A 19544-nucleotide genomic window follows, 5' to 3' on the forward strand; every position below is an offset into this window, starting at 1 on the left:
GCCATTACGCGCTACCTATAGTATATAACGCCTTCCTGACTTTTGCTGGAAGAGCCCCAAAGAAGGACTTTGATCATGGACAAGACACATTTTGATACCCGCGCGATTCACGCCGGACAACAGCCTGACCCCGCGACTGGCGCGGTCATGACGCCCATTTACGCCACGTCCACCTACCGTCAATCGGCCCCAGGCGTTCATCAGGGCTATGAATATTCACGCACGCATAACCCGACCCGCGCCGCCTACGAAGCCTGCATTGCCAGCCTGGAATCAGGACAACGGGGTTTTGCCTTTGCTTCCGGTATGGCCGCCATCAATACTGTCATTGACCTGCTGGACAGCGGCGATCATGTCATTGCCATGGACGATCTCTACGGCGGCACATTCCGTATTTTTGATAAGGTAAAAACCAGAACCTCCGGCTTGTCTTTCAGCTTTGTGGACATGACTGATCCGGCAACGATTGAAGCAGCCATTCGACCGCAGACCCGCATGATCTGGGTGGAAACCCCCTCCAATCCCATGTTAAAACTCGCTGATTTACGGGCCATTGCCGCCATTGCCAAACGTCACAAGCTGATTGCGGTAGTCGACAATACCTTTGCCACCCCCTGGATTCAACGGCCGCTGGAGCTGGGTTTTGACCTTGTTCTGCATTCTGCAACCAAGTATTTAAACGGCCATTCCGATGTGGTCAGCGGCATTGTGGTGGTTGGGGATAATGCGGAAATCGCTGAAAAAATGGCCTTCCTGCATAACTCCTGCGGCGGCATTGCCGGCCCTTTTGACAGTTTTTTAGTTCTTCGCAGCTTAAAAACCCTGTCCTTACGCATGCAACGGCATTGCGACAATGCCATGGCCCTGGCAGAATGGTTACAGAAGCATCCCAGGATAGACAGCGTCATTTACCCCGGTCTTGCCACCCATCCTCAGCAGACTCTGGCTAAACAGCAGATGCACCATTTCGGCGGTATGATTTCCATGGTGGTGAAAGGCGATATCACCGCGGCAACCCGCTTTTTATCCCGCTGCGAACTCTTTACTCTGGCAGAGAGTCTGGGTGGTGTGGAAAGCCTGATTGAGCATCCGGCCATCATGACGCATGCCTCGATTCCTGCCGAAACCCGACGCAAGCTCGGCATTGTGGATGGTTTTATCCGTCTTTCCGTCGGCATTGAGCACATTGAAGACTTGATTGCCGATTTGCATCAGGCCCTTAACTAATTGGAATCCATTATGAATCAAACCAAAACCTCAGGAGGACAATTGCACGGTGTGCTGGCCATTGCTGTGCTTACCCTGTCCACCTTCTTTTTCTTTATTCCCATGCTGTTTATGGGATTATTGAAGCTTATTCCCAGTATTCGTCTGAAGGTGTTTTGCACGAAGGTCATCGACGGCATCGCCTTTTGCTGGGCGGACGTGAACAAAGCCTACATCAATGCCACCCAACACATTGACTGGCAGGTATCAGGACTTGAAAATCTTAAACGCAACGATTGGTATTTACTGGTTGCCAACCACCAGAGCTGGCTGGACATTGTAGTCCTGCAGTGTATTTTTAACCGCAAAATCCCGATGCTTAAATTTTTCATCAAAGATTCGCTGAAATGGATTCCACTGCTGGGTTTTTCCTGGTGGGCCATGGGCTGCCCGTTTATGAAGCGCTATTCCAAAGAGTACCTTGCTAAAAAACCGCACAAAAAAGGCAAGGATCTTGAAGCCACCCGCAAAGCCATTGAAATCTTCAAGCACACGCCGGCCACCATCATCAATTTTGTGGAAGGCACGCGCTTTACTCACCAGAAGCAAATCAAGCAGCAATCCCCTTATGATCACCTGTTAAAACCCAAAGCGGGCGGCATCAGCTTTGTGATGAGCACTCTGGGCAAAAAATTCAACAATTTACTCGATGTGACCATTATTTACCCGGATACGCGTTATTCATTATGGGATTTTCTTTGCCATCGCATGGCCCCCGTCATTAAAGTCTGTATTCGGCCGATTCAGATTCCCGACGAATTTACCACCACGCAACTGGCTTATGATGAAAACACCCAGACAGCGTTCAGGGAGTGGTTGAATGAACAATGGCGTAAAAAGGATGAATTAATCAGCAGCCTGCGGGAAGAAATACTGGTATAACGTGATCCAGGCAATGTGCCACTGCCGTTTTCCGCCCCACGTCCAGTCCTGGACGCTTGCCATCCTTCACTCTTTCTTTGCCGTCCCCCGCGCAGGCGGGGGAACCATTTCGAAGGCTTGGCCTCGATTCTCGCCCACGCGGCTATCGATAAAACCATTGATACCATTCAACAAAACGCCGCACTCCCTCACGAAAATCGATTCGAGGTTGATAGCCCAGATCAGCAATCAGGGCTTGTGTATCGGCGTGGGTGGATAAGACATCGCCGTTTTGCATGGGTAAAAACTCCTTCAGGGCCTGTTTTCCCGTTGCTTCTTCAATGGCCTCAATGTAATCCATCAGGTTAACGGGGGTGCCGCAGCCAATATTGTAAATTTTAAAAGGAGCATTGCTGCTAGCCGGATCAGGGACATGGCTATTCCAATGGGGATTTGCCGCGGCGGGTTTATCAATGGCCGCAGAAATACCGGCAACGATGTCATCAATGTAGGTAAAATCCCGTTGCATCCTGCCGTGATTGAAAATTTGAATGGCCTTGCCTTCCAGAATGTTTTTGGTGAACGAGAAAAAAGCCATGTCCGGCCGCCCCCAGGGTCCATACACCGTAAAAAAACGTAATCCCGTTGTCGGCAATTGAAAAAGATGCGAATAGGAATGGGCCATCAATTCATTCGCTTTTTTGCTGGCGGCGTACAGAGTGAGCGGGTGGCTGGTTGAATGGGCTTCATGATAAGGCTGACAGCTGTTTGCGCCATACACCGAGCTGGTTGAAGCATACACTAAATGCTCAATGTGATGATGGCGGCAGGCTTCGAGGATATTGGCAAAACCCACCAGATTGGATTGCACATACTGCCCTGGGTTAGTCAGGGAATAGCGCACCCCAGCCTGAGCGGCCAGATGAATCACGCGTTGCGGCTGGTGGTCAGCAAACCGTTTCTGTAGGGTCTCGGCATCCACAACATCGTCGGCATGAAAGATAAAATTGTCAAAAGCCTGCAATTGCTCAAGTCTTGCCTGTTTAAGCCGGACATCGTAATAATCATTCAGATTATCGATGCCTACCACCACATCACCCTGTTGCAAACGGTGTTTTGCCAGATGAAATCCGATAAATCCAGAGGCCCCCGTGATTACCAAGCGCATAGTCTGTCCTGTAACTTGAAATGGGACAGCAGTATACTCCCCTTTTACAGGCTGCAAAATACGGCGTGCTTCTTAATAAAGGGGTAATCTTTTCTTGGTAAGATGAGCGCACTTGTTATTTTTTGAACTCTTTTTATGCGATTAACACGATTGAACTTTGTAGAATTATGTGCCGAAGCGATTACCGCTTCGCGGGAAAAAGTCACGCCAGGCAATCAATTGAGTGGTTACCTGAAATTTCATAAAGAAAACAAAAATTACTATGTTGAAGACGTCTTACGTCCGGGCAAGTGGGAAATTGCACCGGATGATCCTGTTCGAATTCATGATTTTATCGAACACACAGGCCTCGGTTATTGCCATGAAATGGCTCAACACCTGATGGTTGAACTCGCATGGCGAATTGATCAGGCAGGAGGGGTGGCTAAAATCAGCCTGGTTAAATCCATGAAAGCGGATCATGCCTACCTGGAAGTCCGAATTTACCTCGCCAAAGAAAGAACGCTGTCCATGTGGGAAGTCGATGCCTGGGATCCACGAATTATTGATATCAGTAAACGTCCTGACGGTACGGTTAAAAACAAGGAGGCGCTCGACTACGGTTATCTGGTTAAATTACACCGTTCTTTTTTTTCAGATTCAATTGATTACAGAAAGAAATTTACTTTTACAGAGACTCCTCCTGCCAAGGAAGGCCGACCAGAGGGCAGTTGCACTCCGAAACATCAGGTATTAGAGAAGCATCAGGATATTTACAGTGATTACTCCCTGGAAGAAGCCATTGAGGATAAAAAAGTCCCACTTCCTGGGAAAATCCATTTTTTGCAACAGATATCCTTCTGGCAGAAAACTTCCCCTGAACAACCACAGTCCAGCACCACACAGCCTAAAAAAATGCGATTAGCCTGATGGCATGCGGGCCCGTGACAACCAAAGCAAACCTACTTAATAAAGGGCTAATTTTACTCTGTTAAAATTGGCTTTTTTCTCATTTTGAGCGGTCCAATGCCCTTAACACGCCTTCAGTTTGTGGAATTATGTGCTGAAGCCATTGCTTCAACCCGGGAAAAGGTAACGGTTGGCAATCAATTGAGCGGTTACATTAAATTTCACAGGGAAATTAAACAGGGTTACTTTGAAAACACCATCCGGGTTTTAATCGATGCGATTCCTCCCAACGATTATGTTCAGGTCCATGATCTCATAGAGCACGGCGGCATTGGCTATTGCCGTGAGGTAGCCTGGCATCTTCTGGTTGAAGTCGGGCAACGCATCCATACCGCTGGGGAAGTCGCTGACATCACCGTCGTAAAATCCAGTCTCATTGATCATGGTTACCTTCACGTGTCACTGCAACTGCAGGATGAGAAAACGCCGTCAGTCTGGGAAATAGATGCCTGGGATCCGCGTATCATCGACATAAGCCCTCGTCCCGATGGATCGATTAAAAACAGGGAATTGCTTGATTACGGCTACCCCGCCTTAGTCTATGAATCCGTCTCCTCCAATGCGCTAGACTATCGCATCCAATTTCTGTTCACCGACACACCTAAGCCTTTGGAGGGTCAAGCGGAGGGCCGCTGTACGCCCGTCAGCGAAATGCTTACCAAACATGCCGCCCTCTACAGTGATCATACCCTGGATAAAGCACTCGCCCGCAAAAAGATACCGCCAGAGGGAACCTTGCATTACCTGCAAAAAGTATCGATATGGCAGAAAGCAGCGCCTCAGGAAATGCCTAAGGACGATGAACCCCTCAGCAAAAAAAGACGGCTCAATCCGAGAAATCATTAACAGACTCTAGGCCGGCCTGGACTTTCAGCTTATAGTAAATTCATCTTCCCAATAAGGATCGACAATGAAAATCAATTTAGCGAATTATTTGGATAAAATCGGCATGCAACAGCTGGACATTGACGGGTTGGACGCCACTCAGCGGGCGGACTATTTAAAAGAAGTGTATAACGCCCACCTGCTCACTTTTTTCTATCATAATTTTGCATTACGCAAAATCAGCCGCCAGCATCCGGTCAACCGCCATCACATCACGCTTTTTGATTACCAGAACCTCATGGATGACACGGCGGGCGGTTATTGCTTTCAATCAGCGCGGTTGCTTGCCACCATGCTCAAGGAATTAGGTTTTGAAGTCAGTTATTGCGAAGCCCGCGTGTTAAATGGCGCCTCACCCGCCGATTCACAACAGATACTGCCTACCCATGTTGTTTTGCGCGTCGTTATTGACGAGGCCATTTATTTTCTTGAACCCGGTCTTGGCGCGAAAGCGCCCCGTTTCCCTCTGTTAGTCACCGGCAGCGATGAAACCATTGAGCAAGGCTACGATCGTTATAAATTTTCTCAACGGCAAGGGTACTACGTGCTTGAAAAGCACGTGAGGGATCAATGGATAACGTTGGTTATGACCGACTTAAAGCCTATAAACGACGACAAACTCGCCTTTAATTTGCTGAAGCTGGAACGCCACCTCGAGCAATTGCCCATCCGGGATGAAATCGTGGTCGCGGGACAAATTACGGCAACGGGTTGCAAAACCTTCTTTTTTGACACCAAGGCCAAAAAATACGCATTTACTGTGGAAGAAAAGGGCGAGTTCACTAAAACAGTGTACGAGTCCACCTCGGACGCGTATGAGAAATTAATGTCTGAGTATGTCATTAAAGGCCTCACCAAAGCGGATTTGGCACTGTACGCCAAACAATCCACTCTCCCCCGCCCCAAAGAGCGATGGACAGTGGATTTTCCCTTGGATAAAACCGAGTTTGCGAAAATGGCAAAAAATCTGCAGTAAAAGGCTGGATGAAACCCAGCCTTTTAGCGAATGGTAATGCCCAGGGGTCCAGCTAATCCAGTCGCACCGGAATCCACACAGTTAATGAAACTCGTACCATTGTCAATGGTGCATCTCGTCACTGAATCGTCATTGGTATTCACGATATAGGCAAAATCATTGCTGCCACTTAAAGCGATTTCCCGCGGGAAATCGAGTCCAACAGCCCCAGTATCGACACAGGACGTAACTAAACGGCTGATCGCATTAATCTGGCAGGCAAGCACTGTGTTCGTGCCGGCGCTCGTGATGTAAGCAAGGGTGCCCGCGGAATTCACCGCAATGCCCTGGGGAATGTTTAATAAAGGATCATTGTAATTGCTGCATCCTTGCAGAGCGCCTGTTCCCGCATTAATACTGCACTGCGTGAGTTCTGAAATGACGGTAATGTAGGCAAAATCGCCTGCCGGATGGATCGCCATATTATATGGCGCAAACAACCCTAAGCCGAGGAGTTCCACGCAATTATCCAGTTCATCCGTTGCGGGATTGATGTCGCATTGGGTGACGGAGTTCGCGCTTTCGTTGACCACATAGGCGATATCGCCTGCGGCGTTAATGACAATACCGGTAGGGATAGTAAACAGAGCGCCCGTATTAACACAGCCGCTTAACGCCCCTGAATCCGCATCGACACTGCAAAACGACACGATACTGGTATTCTCATTGGTGATATAAGCCAGGGCACCCGCCGGATTGAGCGTCACCCCGCCAGGAACAACCAGGCCGCCAGCCCCACTGTCTCCACAGTTGCCTAAATTACCGGTACTGGTATCGACGCTGCATTGCGTCACCAGTGAAGTGTTCCCGTTGGTAATGTACGCATGCGCATCAATCCCTATCGTGCCCACGACCGCGTTGGTATTAGCACCCTGAATGGGAAAATTAGTGGGCACCACCGCGTTACCACCCGGCGCAAACGTGATGACACAGCTTCCGCCGGGAAGCACATTGATACACGTATTGGCAGTAACCGACACATTGCCGGCCAGGGCCGTGGCAGAAAAATCCGGCACGATATTCTGAGCGACCAGCATCAGGGAATCATTGGTGATGGTGATGCTGCCTGTTGAACCATTGGTATTGAATTGCAGGGTTGAGGAACCGCTGATGCTGATGTTGGCCACCGGCGGTGCATTGACGGCGATACTGCCAATCACTCCCGTGGTATTACTTCCCCGAATCGTCACGTTGGTGGCTGGGATGACGGTATTATCCGGAGTAAAAACAAGATTGCAGGATTGCCCGGCAGCAAGGATTGTACATTGTGAAGCATCCTGAACGACATGACCATCCAGCGCAGTGCCCGTGAGCACCGCAGCTACATTTAAGGCAGTTTGTCCCGACAGGTTAGTCACGGTGATATTGCCTGAGCTGCCCCCTGCGACTAAAAGCAAAGGCGAGCCTGTCAGGTTTAGCTGAACGGACTGATTCATGACCGTCACCTGTAGGCTATTTGCCTGACTGGGCTGCGAACATAAGAACGGATCAACACCGGAACCCTGGGTTTTACACACAACCGGCCCTTCATGCAACCCATTGGCCGGAACCTGCGCTCCGTTGATGCGTAAGGTCAACAGGCAATGCGCTTTGGATGCCAGCGTAAAAGGAATGCTGCACTCACCGGCACTGTTTTTAATCTGAGTCACACCGCTTAGGGGCTTGATGGTCAACGTACGGGTGATGGAGGTATTGTTCGTTACCTGGTATTGCACGGTGGCGGTTCCATTCGGCGCGACAACCACCTGTGTGGGTGTGGTGGGAAGGAGTGTCCATTTGGGCTGCGCTGCATAAACACCCTGAAAACAGCCTGAAAAACCAATAAAAAACAGAAAAGCAAGAATCCTGTTTTTTTTACTTTGAGCCATGATCATTCCGTGATTCTAATTAAAATCAAACTATTATTGCTGAGCGGGAGACTTTTGACCAGCGGAATTATCAAACCTTTGCAGGGATTACTATCGCCTGACTATCTGAGTATACTATACCTCGCCATTCACCATGCCGGATGAACATCATGAGTTTACAAACCACCATTGAAACCTATTTTGAAGACCGTCAACACCTGACACCCGAAACAGCCCCCCCGGAGATTAAAACCGCGGTAGACGAGGTGCTTTCTGCACTGGATTCGGGCGAATTGCGCGTTGCAGAAAAAATCAACCAGGAGTGGACAGTCCATCAATGGCTTAAAAAAGCGGTTTTATTGTCATTCCGTCTCTACCCGAATCAGGTAATTGATGCCGGCTTCTGCCAGTTTTATGATAAGGTCCCTCTGAAATTTGCCGCTTACAGCCGCAGTGATTTTGCCGAGCTGGGTACGCGGATTGTTCCGCATGCCATGGTCAGAAAAGGCGCTTTTATTGGTAAAAATACCGTCCTGATGCCTTCTTATGTCAACATCGGCGCCTACATCGATGAAGGCGTGATGGTGGACACCTGGGCGACGGTGGGTTCCTGTGCCCAGATTGGCAGAAATGTTCACCTCTCCGGCGGTGCCGGCATCGGCGGCGTGCTTGAACCCCTGCAGGCGAATCCCACCATCATTGAAGACAATTGCTTCATCGGCGCCCGCTCGGAAGTGGTCGAAGGCGTGATTGTCGAAAGGGATTCTGTCTTGTCCATGGGAGTCTATTTAGGACAAAGCACCAAAATTTATAACCGCCTGACCAAAACCGTGAGCTACGGCCGCATTCCCGCAGGCTCCGTCGTTGTGCCTGGAAACATGCCGAGCGACGATGGCAGTCACAGTCTCTATTGCGCGGTGATTGTCAAACAGATTGACGAAAAAACGCGTGCCAAGGTCAGTATCAATGACTTGCTGAGAGACATCAAATGACGGCAATCAAAGCCTTATTGGCGGAACTCATCCGCTTTCAATCCGTTACCCCCGAGGATGCCGGATGCCAGCCCTGCATGGCCAATTTTTTAAAAGGGCTGGGCTTTGACTGCCAGCAGCTGGATAATCCGCCGGTGGCCAATTTGTTTGCCCGCCATGGTCAGGGAAGCCCGTTGCTGGTTTTCGCCGGCCACACAGACGTCGTACCCATCGGCGATGCCGGTAAATGGTTAAGCAATCCCTTTGAACTGACAGAGAGCAATGGCTTGCTTTATGGTCGAGGCACAGCGGACATGAAGGGCAGCCTGGCGGCCATGATGATCGCTGCACAGCGTTTTATCCATAACCACCCCGATTTTTCAGGCAGCCTGGGTTTTTTAATCACCAGCGGGGAGGAAGGGGATCTGTTTGATAAAGGCACCCCGCACGTGATGGCCGCTTTAAAAACCCAGGGCATACACATTGATTATTGTGTGGTCGGCGAACCTTCCAGTACGCATCACGTGGGTGATGTGGTCAAAATAGGCCGCCGCGGTTCGTTGTCGGCCAACATGGTCATCCACGGCAAACAGGGGCATGTCGCCTACCCTCATCTCGCTGAAAACCCCATTCATACCGTAAGCCCCGCGCTGGCTGAACTCACCCACAGACGCTGGGATGAAGGCAATCCGCATTTTCCTCCGACCTCCATGCAGATTACTCACCTTAAGGCCGGAGGCCACGCCGGCAATATTATTCCTGGAGAATTGGAATTGCAGTTAAATTTCCGCTTTTCCACGGAGCAAACCCCGGAAAAACTGCAGGACGAGGTGGAAGACTGTTTAAAACGACACGGCTTAAAGGCGGACATTGACTGGCGGGTAAACGGCCTTCCCTTCCTGACCAATCAAGGCAATCTGCTGGAAAGTGCACGGGAAGTGATTCAAACCATCACGGGCAAAGAACCTGAGTTATCCACCAGCGGCGGCACGTCAGATGGGCGGTTTATCGCGCCTTATGGCGTGGAAGTGATTGAGCTTGGCCCGGTTAACGCCACCATTCATCAGGTTAATGAATGTGTTTCAGAGCGCGAACTGGAGACTTTAAGCCTGATTTATTACGCGCTCTGTGAGAAATTATTGTGCCCCTGTTAAGTCCTTAAGCTCGGGCAGAATAAGACGTCCCGGTGATGGGCGTCTCGTGTTCTTCTTCAAGCACCGTCTTGTCATTAACCACTTTGGCAACGCAGGAGTCGGACCAGACATTCAGGGCGGTTTCCAGCATATCAATCAAGCTGTAGAAAGGCAGGATAATTCCCATCAGGGTAATGGGCACATTCATACTGGCCAAGAGGCTGGTGCTTAAGAAAAAGCACCCCATGGGAACCCCGGCATTGCCAATGGCCGCCACCGTCGCGATCAAGACCCATAAAGCCATCATGGGCAAGGAAATGACCATGCCGTGATTTTGCATCAAATAAATCACAGTGGCGAAAATAAAGGCGGCACAACCATTCATATTCAGGCTGGTGCATAAAGGAAGCACAAAACGGCTAATGGCGGGCTTAACCGCGAGATTTTTCTCCGCCGTTTCCATTGTCACTGGTAAAGTACCGACCGAAGACTTGGAAAAGAATGCCAGCGACAACGCCGGCAACATGGCCCGCATGGCAGAAAAAGGTTTAATCCCATGCGCTTTAAGCCAGAGCGGTAATACCACAAAACCCTGGATAAGGTTAGCCAATACGACAATCAGCAGGTACTCACCGATCCCCTTGATGGATTTGCCATTCTGCAATTGAATCACCGTGGCGGTAATAAACCCATAAAGACCCAGCGGAATCACGGCAATTACCCATTTGGTAATGACCATGAACAAGCCATGGGCGCCGCGGAAAAACTGGGTAATGGTTTGTCTCGAATCCTGATCAGGAATGTAGCGAATCGCCACACCGGTGACGATGCCAAGTAACAACACCCCCATGACCTGATGTTCAATAAACGGACTGAAAATGGTTGACGGAATCAGGTTGGCCACATGGCTTAAATACTGATAGTCATTGGCTTTCGGTGCGGCCAATCCCTGAATACTACCGACCATGCTGGGATGAATCAGAATGTAAAGAAGGCAACTAATGGCCGCGGCAATCAGCGTAGTTCCCAGGGTATAAGTCATCGCCCGCTGCCAGATGCGTCGCATGGGACCGTCAGCGCGGTAATTCGACAGCGTCACAATAATCGACAAGGCAATAATAGGCAGGCTGATGCATTTAAAGACATTGATAAAGACATCGGCGATGAATAAGCCAAATTGCTGTAAGGGTTTAATGCCAGACCAGCCGGTCAAAAGGCCAAGGGCAATCATCACGGCATAAAGAACAGGGGTACTCAACCAGATTTTTTTAGGGGAAGACGAGGAGATGCACATAACTAAACTCTTGATTAAAAAGGATTCGGGACCAACAGGAATACAGTAGGATTAACAGCAACAGGCAAACAGCAGCAGGTTGAGATTAAAAAATTCCGTGTGGACCAGAACTGTTTTCATATCAGAATGTTCTCGTTTTGTACATTGAGTACACCATTTTAACATAGCCACCTTGATTGTCAATCGTAAACAGGCTCGGTTCACGTTTGAAATGCAACACGCCGTTAGAAACAATTTCTGCAGGGTTTTGTACCCCAAGCATCCTCTATCCGGATTTTGACTGGATGCCCGCCTGTGCGGGCAAGACAGCAGGGGGGCACCGATCTTAATAACAAACGACAGGGATGGGTCTTACCCCCCTTGGAGACAGGGACGGCTCAGGTGACAGTCGATTCCCGAACTGGTCTGGCTGCAATCGAAGCGCCCTGCTTTTGCTTCAGTTTTCTGATTCTCTCGCAGGCCTGTTGGATGCGGTTTGCTGCAACAAGTCCACGTTGGACTAAGCCCTCAATCACATCAATGACTTCGGTGGCCGATACCCTGCCCAATTGATTGGCAAAAATGACCATGTCAGCGCCCGCATTGATGGTTAAACGAAGCGAATCGGCTAAGGAATAATGCTGGCTGATGGCATGCATCTGCAAATCATCGCTGATGATCACCCCGTCAAAACCGATTTGATCGCGCAGCAATCCCGTCAGGATGCGCGATGAAAGGGTCGCCGGCAAGCCGTCTGGATCAAGCTGGCGGTTAATCACGTGCGCCGTCATTACCATCACCGGCAACGTGTTGTGGGGCAGCAGTTCAGCATAAGGTTGCAATTCATCCTTAATGAAGGTTTCAGTGACGTCCACAAAGCCTTCATGGGTATCCCCCAATGCACTGCCGTGTCCGGGAAAATGCTTGTAACAGCAGGTAATGCCCTGGTCGGCCAGGACGGTGACGAATTGTTTGGCAATTGCCGCAACCTGGGCCGCATCCGTCCCATAACTGCGGGCCAGTTTTCCGATGATGCCCTGCCGTTCATTTAAATTTAAATCCAGCAAGGGTGCGAAATTCAGGTTAAAACCTAAGGATGTCAGAGTGTCGGCCATTTTTTGTGCTTCCTGCTGCTGTTGCTCTGGCGGCAGACTGGCATACTGTTTCGGCGACAGGCTTGTCGGGATATCAGCTAAGTGCCTTAACCGGTCCACCGCGCCGCCCTCGTAGTCGACTGCAACAAACAGAGGAAATTCGCTGCCTGCGTCAGAACTTAAAGCGCAGTGATGCAATTGCTGAATCAATGCCTTGACTTGAGACGCATCGCGGATATTCTTGCCCGGGCCTTGCGCCGCGAGATCATAATCAAATAACAAAACCCCACCCAAGCCCTCTTTTTCAAGCCAGTTCTTCACTGGATTTTGGTCATTGATTTCTGTGCCGTCGAAACCCATGATCAGCATTTGCGCAATTTGCTGCCGTAAAGTCAACAAGGGTACTCTCCCATTCTGCAATCATGCCAGCATGATACACAATGGCCTGCAATCCGCCAATGAAAAGCGCTCCCCTCATTGCGGCGAGACAGGTGGGATGGTACTGAAATCGCAAACGCATTTGCCCGTGGCATCGGGAGGGTATGGGGTTTCCGAAAAATCACTGGTGAAACAAACGGGGATATTCCAGGCCGTCGTCCCCGGCTCAATGCTGCCAGGCATCGACCAGAAACGCTGCGCACGATAAACCTTGTGGGCATCCTTTTCCCAGATTACTGGAGTAAAGCTGGCACGGTACATGAATTTTTGTGCCGGCTGGCAATTGAACGACTCCCTGGCCCACGATTGCCCTTTGGGGATAATGACTGTCGTGATTTCCTCATTGGTAATGCCATCGGTTACCACTACCTTGACATTGTAATTAGTCCAGCAATTGTCTTTCGCCAGTGTAATAAAACAAGGAAAAGCGAAGGCATTCACACAGAACAACATACCGGATACTGTACTGATGCATCGAATAGCCATAATCTGCCCGTTTAAAGACCTTTATCTATAAGTAACTATAGACATTATGAAAAGAAGCGGGGGCCAATGGGTTCTGGATCGGGTTTCTGCTCTTCGTCAAACACTGGCTCAACAGGCACGGGATTTACGATTGAATTAATCAGTGTGCAGATGATTGCCTGGTTGGCGCTGTCGTGCACCATGACATGGGCTTGTTTTTGTGAAGGATTAATGATGGTGTCGTTTATTGGTTTAATGGATTTTCCATACTCTTGATTGATCTGTAAAATCTCAGCCAAGCGTGTTTCCGTTGAATCCACTGCCTCATTATTAACCGCTCCCTTTGTCTCCTTCGGGTGGCCCAAATTTTTTCCATGTAATTTTTCCAGCAGGTAATGCTGGTAGCACTGATCTGAATCGGTTTTCAGGAAAAGTTTCAGATCGATAATGCCAGTCTTTGATTTTTCCGTTGCCTGCGCTGCTGAAGGAGCAGATTCTGCCTCTTCCTTTGACTTCGATTTTAACGCGGAGTCAAATGCTTTTTCCAGTGCATCCTGCACCAGAAAAAAATGCCCCACCAACAGACAAACGCCCTGTTTCTGTTTTATTTTCGCAATTAAATCAGTAACGACATATTCGCCTTTTTCATTCCGTATCTCATCTTCCTTGACGATTTCTACCGTACGGAATTGGATTGTTTCGGAAATCTGCTTTGCCAGTTGCTTAAGATTAGCGCCAATTGGACCACAAAGTGCGATAACGTACATATTCTCATCTCATTTATTTTTTTGCATCATAATAATTGCCCATATAAAAGTCAAAGTGCCCCTATAATGATATTTTATGGCTTTACCCTATCAGGCATTGATTTTTTAAGCCATTGAGTATATTCTCACCCACTCGTTGGAGAGATGGCCGAGCGGTCGAAGGCGCACGCCTGGAAAGTGTGTATACGGAAACGTATCGAGGGTTCGAATCCCTCTCTCTCCGCCAAATTCCCCCCTGCATTGTTAAGTTCGCGTAAATTCCTGTAAAACTCAGCCTCCTGGCTCTTGTCACTGTTTTTTATCTATACAGAATCAGTTAAAATTGACGCGTTGTTAATCACTTTGAGAATTACAATGCCAGCTCAAATTAAAATGATCAATTCCATCAACCGTCTTTTAAGCCGAAATGACACCGCCATTCAATTAAATCCTGAAGGTGTCTGCGGCGGGCTGGTTTGTATGCGGATTCGTTATCGTTTTGAGGGTCGGGAAGCCGAATTTTTCGACCTGTGCCGTCAGCTGGCAAACCCGCCGAAGGACTATGTCTATGGCAATGGCAGCAAGCTGGATCTTTTTATCCGCGACATCGAAATTGAATTTAACCGCAACAAATACACTCAGGCCAAATCGCTGCAGGGGGACATGGAAAAAGCAGTCCTCATCCAGGGCAAACCCATCAGGAAAGAGTTCGCCATTGGTTTAGTCGAAAGCAAAACCCAATGGGCAGCCATTCTTGAGCAACTGCGCCATGATGGACGCTCCTGCTATGTGGCCTCTCACACTCACGCCATTGAAATGACGTTTGAAAATGGCCGTTATGAAATTTATGATCCCAATTACGATGAAGACAATCCGAATCAAGCGGTTTCAGCTGAAAAGACTAAAAACGTCCGCACGTTCACCAAAGCCAGTGAAGTCATCGAGGAATTATGCCGCCAATTTGGCTATCCGGATGAGCAAGTGGGGTTGAGCATTCACATTTACGCCAATCCTCACGATCCAAGCCCTGCCGTCTACCCTGACAAAAAAGCGCTCGTAAGCAAGTTTACACAAACCGAGTTTGATCGCCAGATAGGCATCACGGATAAACAATGGGTTTACAACAGCCTGTATTTTGCAGCTTATGTTAATGATACGGACACCATCCAGGCCTACCTTGATCATAATCAGGTGACACCCTACCAGGCTGCCTACCTCATGCACACCGATCGCTGGAATAAGGAACTGCTTAAACTCTACAAATTGAAAAACAAGGACGATAAGCTCCATCTGCTGACTTATGCGCTCTGGCAAGGCAATCCGCAATTGTTTGCGCAACTGCTTGAGGCCTATGAGAGCGAATACGCTTCTGACAGCCAGAAACAGGAATTTAAGGCTTACATCGGCAAGGATTTCCATTTTCTCATCAAAGCGGCAGAATGCCGCAATGCAACCTGCCTTCGTGCCGTGTTTGAACTCTATAAAAAATATGCCATTGATTACACCGCGCTCTCATCCACCCAGCTCTCGGGTATTCTTCACAAAATCAGCGAGCGAGGGGATATTGATTGCCTGAAAACACTGAGGGCTTATCTCCCCAACCTCCCCTTCAACTATTTAAGTGAGGCATTACGGGTTGCTGCAGAACACGATCGCCAGTCTGTCGTGCAGTTCTGGCTGAATGAAATAAAGGAATTAAGCCGTAAGGACAAGTCACCGGTCAGTGCCAAAACCAGAAATTTGAGCCTTAAATCGGTGCAGAAACTGTCTTTGCCTACCTTTACACAGCTTCTGCAAGTGGGGCTTAAAGTCGATGCCAGCATGATTCCCCAACTTTTGAAGCGTAAAGATCGTCGTTTCTTTGAGGCCTGGATAGACAATACGTCCGGAACCGATCGCTACCGCGAACTCATTAGCCACCCCAGCCCTGATTTAAGCCAGGGCCTGGATTTGCACGCTTTTTTGGTGTTATGCCGCTATGACCGCAATGCACTCATTGAGAAGCACTGGACAGAGGAGGCCGATTCCTTTGGCGTCGATGCGTTGGCCTTTGCGTGCGAGACAGGCAATAAAGCGATGGCAACCTTTCTGGCGAAGAGGGGTTTTCGTCTCGACAAATCGTACACGGCAAAAGCCCTAAAAGCCGCAATGGCTGGTTTTGAATTCGAAAAGGTTCAAGCAATTTTAGCCGTGCCTGTAGAGGTGTCTGAATTCTTCACAAAAGAAAACAAAGCCTTAATTTACCAATTGATTGGCGCCGGGGAAATCGGTTTTATCTTCCGTGCCTGGAAAAAATTAAGCGCAGACCAGAAACAGGACTACCTGCTTCATGCCGTAAGCATAGGCAGCCGTGAATTTTGCGAAAAACTTGCCGCCCGCTACCCTCGCTACGCCTCAACCTACATTGAAGTACTGCTTGACGCCTATAAAAGCAATAATCAATACACGGAGGTACTTGACGCAGCCATTTATTTAGCCGATTCCCTGAAAGCCACTCACTTTGCTGAATGCGTTCACCAATTAACCGACGTGTACGAGCAACTGCTCTACACTCACGAGAAAGCGGACAACGCCGCAGACGAAAAGGCGTTTCGCAGTAAAGCCCGCCAATCGATCAGCGGCCTGATTGCCCTTTTAACGCATGCCATTGAACACCACCGGTTTGGCTTTGCGCTGAAACTCATGTCGTTTGTTCACTTAAGCAACGAAGAACAGGAACAGCTTTTAGTCAAAGCCTACGCTCGGAAAGAAACCGCCATTCTGGAATTCATGCTCGAAAACTACCCCGGTTTTCGCGCCAATCCAACGAACCATTTCAATCTGGAAGCCCAAAAAGAATACGGCCTGCTGGCGAAATTACTTGAAGGCGCGCAAGTTCTCGATAACGCGGTTTACATGGCTCTGCTTAAACGAGCAGTCGCCAGAGAGGATGAACGGGTCATTGCCCTGTTAAGTCGGTACATCAACACGGCTTTCCGTGCCCAAGGCTCGCCCATGTATGACGCCATTCAACAGGGCCATGTGAACGGTATCCTGTTATTATTGAAATACGGCGCAAGAGTCCATGAGCACCCCATTCCTGACATGCTGTTTACTCTGGCAATCCAGCAGCCGACGGCCGATTTGTTGCACCTTCTGTTGCAAAACAGGGATTTTCTCACCCATTTTCATCGGGAATTGGGAGACAACCTCAACCGCCTGTTCCATCATGCCTCCCCAGCCGTTCTACTTTATGCGGCAGGCAAGGTCGATATGGCTGCAAACTATCAGGAATTTCTCCATCATGCGCTAACCCACGACGATGTGCCATTGCTGCAGCGTTTAAAACAGACAGAACAATTTAAGACCGCGGATTTACACAAGCTGTTTGATCTCGCCTGTGAACACCAGGCCAGTGCGGTGGTCAATGAATTACTGGCAAGCCCGCTGTCCTTTGATGACCGAAAAGCCCTGCATGGAAAGCTCGACAAACTGTTTGGTGTTGCCAACCCGGATTCGGAAATCGATGCCCAAACCATTTATGAACGGGTTTATCCCAAAGCGCTCTACCGCCTGTATGAGCTGGTCAAAACGGAGCGCTATCGTCCATTTGCTGCGCTGCATTCCTCCATTTATACCATGATTGGCGACGAAGGCCTGTTTAAGGCCTCCCACGTCCGAAACGAGCATCGTCAGGGGCTTTTACGCAGCCGTCTGATCAGCAATGCCCTGGATAAGGGTGATCAGGTTATCCTGAATCAATTGCTTCAGCAGCTTGAAAACAAACCGCCAGTCAATCAGGAAATCATTGATATTTTTGCCGCCAACCTGCAAAAACCCCTGATTATCAGCGTGCTGTTAGAACACTTTCCGCTGGACAGCGTCATTGAGGAAGCAATAGCCCAGAAAAAAGGCTTAGTCATTGTCTCGCTGTTAAAGGGCAAGCCCGCCAGTGCCCTGTCCGGTGAGACACTGCAACGTCTTAAAAAACACAGTGATTTGCTGCTTTTTGCCCTGCTTAAAAAAGCCAGGCAGGAACTGGCTGACGATCCCCGCGCTCAACTCAACGCCCTGCTTATTCCGAACTCGCCGCTGGCTCTGGCGCAGGTGCTCGCCAACCAGGCTTTGGCAATAAAAAAAATCATTACCCACATCCAGGATTTAATGATTAGGAACAAACAGAACCTGAACATGCGTTTTTATGATTTTGAACTGGAAAAGAAAATCATGGATGACCTCGCCGCGATGGAAGAAATTCAACCCCTGATTGATGAATGGGTAAGCAAACTCCCAGTCTATGCCACTCGAAAAGAGGCCGACGACAACTTAAATCAGGATGCGCTCAATCTCTTAAATCAACCCAAAGCGCGAGACGCTGTCCGCCAAATCAGAACCTACCTGAAAAAGCATGATTTGACGCCTCATGGGTTTGACGAAAAAAAACAACTGCATGCCTTATTTGATGCGCTGGAAAAAAGAGAGGCCGAGGAACATCAACAGCCATTGCTGTTGATCGAACCGCCAGAAGAACAGGCAGAGACGCCCGATCAGGAGGAACTTAAGATTCAGGAAAAAAGTCTTCCTGTCCCCAACCCACCGATCGATAATAAGCCCTTATTGGCCGCCCTCATGAGCGAGTTGGAGAATTACAAACAGGCAAGGAGCCACTACGGTCAAACCAGGCACGCCATTTCCTGGTTCCAGTACACCAAAGACGACAAGGAATCAGCCATTCGACAGTTGGTTGAAGCCCTGAAATCCCCGCATAAAGGCATTAACCTGCATGATGAAAGCGTGCTTCTTAATGGCCGTTTGCATGACCGTCTCGATGCGTTCATGGCCCAACACGGCAAGGCTTTAGCGAAGGAGCTTCATTGCGACAAGCCCCTTAGCACACTTGAGGATCTGATTGACTACCTCAATACACGCGATCCAGTATCAAGCCTGATTAGCATTCTTGAGCAATACCATACGGCCCGGGATGCAAAGCCTGAGCGCTATCATTGGTCTATTTTTAGCCAATTCACAGGCACGGAGAAAAAAGCAGCAGCAAAACACCTGATTGAACGGCTTAAGGGCAATGATGTCGTTCTCAGTGAAAACGATATGGCTGCGCTGCAGCAGGGTTCACTTGGAGAGGAAATAGAGACATTCATTGAACTCTATGGCAAAGCATTGAAACAGCAGTTCAATCGAGCCGTTTTTTCTCTCTATGATTTGGTTGAATGCTGTCGTACTAATCAAGCGATGCTTAATCATTAAACCCGGAATGGACTCGTGTAGTCCAATCCGGAAACGTAATGGTAGACCGCTTGCATCATGGTCGAGAAACAGGTTAAAATTGTGCTTTTGTATTACTAATACAACAGGTAGAACCTGAAATGAACAACATTACTCAATAAATTGCACACGGCCAGAGGGTTTCTCTCTGCGGTAGTCTTCTTTTGAGTTATTG

14 protein-coding genes and 1 tRNA gene are annotated in these 19544 nt (G+C 49.0%); 9 read left to right on the plus strand and 6 right to left on the minus strand.

The features are described from left to right. Nucleotides 1-75 precede the first annotated feature (75 nt). Nucleotides 76-1227, plus strand: coding sequence for a cystathionine gamma-synthase (locus tag DYE45_RS09685; protein ID WP_108290095.1), 1152 nt, complete (start codon nucleotides 76-78; stop codon nucleotides 1225-1227). Nucleotides 1228-1239: 12 nt separating this feature from the next. Beyond that, nucleotides 1240-2148 (plus strand): 1-acylglycerol-3-phosphate O-acyltransferase, YihG family, encoded by a 909-nt coding sequence (gene yihG / locus DYE45_RS09690; protein ID WP_108290097.1) that lies wholly within the window; start codon nucleotides 1240-1242, stop codon nucleotides 2146-2148. A gap of 142 nt (nucleotides 2149-2290) precedes the next feature. Here the strand turns inward: yihG and DYE45_RS09695 are convergent, their stop codons facing one another. Further along, the gene (locus DYE45_RS09695; RefSeq protein WP_108290099.1) at nucleotides 2291-3295 is read right to left on the minus strand and encodes an NAD-dependent epimerase; all 1005 of its coding nucleotides are present in this window, start codon (nucleotides 3293-3295) and stop codon (nucleotides 2291-2293) included. 135 nt (nucleotides 3296-3430) lie between these two features. On the opposite strand from DYE45_RS09695, the gene DYE45_RS09700 reads away from it, so the two are divergent. The 3 genes from DYE45_RS09700 to DYE45_RS09710 all read left to right on the plus strand — a co-directional run bounded on the left by DYE45_RS09700 (nucleotide 3431) and on the right by DYE45_RS09710 (nucleotide 6104). Further along, nucleotides 3431-4204: a hypothetical protein gene (locus DYE45_RS09700; RefSeq protein ID WP_115300846.1), complete on the plus strand. Its 774-nt coding sequence runs from the start codon at nucleotides 3431-3433 to the stop codon at nucleotides 4202-4204. Between the two features lie 96 nt (nucleotides 4205-4300). Further along, entirely contained in the window at nucleotides 4301-5089 is a 789-nt protein-coding gene (locus tag DYE45_RS09705; protein WP_108290103.1) for a hypothetical protein, read from the plus strand. A gap of 64 nt (nucleotides 5090-5153) precedes the next feature. After that, nucleotides 5154-6104: an arylamine N-acetyltransferase gene (locus DYE45_RS09710; RefSeq protein WP_115300847.1), complete on the plus strand. Its 951-nt coding sequence runs from the start codon at nucleotides 5154-5156 to the stop codon at nucleotides 6102-6104. A 23-nt stretch (nucleotides 6105-6127) separates the two neighbouring features. On the opposite strand, the gene DYE45_RS09715 is transcribed toward DYE45_RS09710, so the two are convergent. Next, the gene (locus tag DYE45_RS09715) at nucleotides 6128-8011 is read right to left on the minus strand and encodes a lactonase family protein (protein ID WP_160160719.1); all 1884 of its coding nucleotides are present in this window, start codon (nucleotides 8009-8011) and stop codon (nucleotides 6128-6130) included. A gap of 140 nt (nucleotides 8012-8151) precedes the next feature. Between DYE45_RS09715 and dapD the strand changes: the two genes are divergently transcribed. Together dapD and dapE are read left to right on the plus strand one after the other, a co-directional pair. Further along, nucleotides 8152-8982: a 2,3,4,5-tetrahydropyridine-2,6-dicarboxylate N-succinyltransferase gene (dapD, locus tag DYE45_RS09720; RefSeq protein WP_370447870.1), complete on the plus strand. Its 831-nt coding sequence runs from the start codon at nucleotides 8152-8154 to the stop codon at nucleotides 8980-8982. Next, entirely contained in the window at nucleotides 8979-10115 is a 1137-nt protein-coding gene (dapE, locus tag DYE45_RS09725) for a succinyl-diaminopimelate desuccinylase (protein ID WP_115300849.1), read from the plus strand. The genes dapD and dapE overlap by 4 nt, the downstream gene beginning before the upstream one ends. A gap of 4 nt (nucleotides 10116-10119) precedes the next feature. On the opposite strand, the gene DYE45_RS09730 is transcribed toward dapE, so the two are convergent. From DYE45_RS09730 to DYE45_RS09745, 4 genes are all read right to left on the minus strand, one after another. Further along, on the minus strand, nucleotides 10120-11388 hold the full coding sequence (locus DYE45_RS09730) for a dicarboxylate/amino acid:cation symporter (protein WP_115300850.1): 1269 nt from the start codon (nucleotides 11386-11388) through the stop codon (nucleotides 10120-10122). Between the two features lie 377 nt (nucleotides 11389-11765). Beyond that, entirely contained in the window at nucleotides 11766-12860 is a 1095-nt protein-coding gene (locus tag DYE45_RS09735; RefSeq protein ID WP_115300851.1) for a glycoside hydrolase family 3 N-terminal domain-containing protein, read from the minus strand. A 75-nt stretch (nucleotides 12861-12935) separates the two neighbouring features. Next, nucleotides 12936-13385, minus strand: a complete 450-nt coding sequence (locus DYE45_RS09740; RefSeq protein WP_108290115.1) for a hypothetical protein — start codon at nucleotides 13383-13385, stop codon at nucleotides 12936-12938. 44 nt (nucleotides 13386-13429) lie between these two features. Then, on the minus strand, nucleotides 13430-14131 hold the full coding sequence (locus tag DYE45_RS09745) for a hypothetical protein (protein ID WP_115300852.1): 702 nt from the start codon (nucleotides 14129-14131) through the stop codon (nucleotides 13430-13432). Nucleotides 14132-14269: 138 nt separating this feature from the next. Between DYE45_RS09745 and DYE45_RS09750 the strand changes: the two genes are divergently transcribed. Both DYE45_RS09750 and DYE45_RS09755 read left to right on the plus strand, forming a co-directional pair. Further along, nucleotides 14270-14357: transfer RNA gene (locus DYE45_RS09750), tRNA-Ser, on the plus strand. A gap of 128 nt (nucleotides 14358-14485) precedes the next feature. Next, nucleotides 14486-19351: a hypothetical protein gene (locus DYE45_RS09755; RefSeq protein ID WP_115300853.1), complete on the plus strand. Its 4866-nt coding sequence runs from the start codon at nucleotides 14486-14488 to the stop codon at nucleotides 19349-19351. Nucleotides 19352-19544: the final 193 nt, after the last annotated feature.

It is taken from the genome of Legionella taurinensis (assembly GCF_900452865.1).
GTDB lineage: Bacteria > Pseudomonadota > Gammaproteobacteria > Legionellales > Legionellaceae > Legionella_C > Legionella_C taurinensis.